This is a genomic window from Streptococcus suis (assembly GCF_002960445.1).
Classification (GTDB): Bacteria; Bacillota; Bacilli; order Lactobacillales; family Streptococcaceae; genus Streptococcus; species Streptococcus hyiners.
This window is the reverse complement of sequence record NZ_POJD01000064.1, coordinates 1-310: the sequence shown is the minus strand read 5'-3', so window position 1 is coordinate 310 and position 310 is coordinate 1. Positions and strand designations below refer to the sequence as shown.

Sequence of the window (310 nt, the reverse complement as noted above, 5' to 3'; positions counted from 1 at the left end):
TTGCCCTCTTGCGGACATTCTTTAACCGCTTGCATGGCTATCATATTCAGTACAATGTTGTCTCTCGAGAAACCTTGATTGATGCACAACTACATCCTGAAAAACACCGTGATTTGATTGTCCGTGTAGCAGGTTATTCAGCATTCTTCAATGTATTGTCGAGAGCAACACAAGACGACATCATTGGTCGTACAGAACATACATTGTAAAAGAGGTTATTATTATGGAATTCATGCTGGACACCTTAAATATAGAGGAAATACGAAAATGGGCTGAGGTTTTACCCCTTGCGGGGGTGACCTCAAACCCA

The 310-nt window shown here is 41.6% G+C and carries 1 protein-coding gene and 1 pseudogene; both read left to right on the top strand.

Going from position 1 to position 310, the window contains the following annotated elements:
* On the top strand, window positions 1-209 hold a 209-nt coding region (locus C1G53_RS00340; protein ID WP_153046625.1), incomplete at its 5' end, for a glycine radical domain-containing protein.
* 14 nt (window positions 210-223) lie between these two features.
* Window positions 224-310 (top strand): annotated as a pseudogene (locus tag C1G53_RS00335) (fructose-6-phosphate aldolase); the annotation flags it as partial.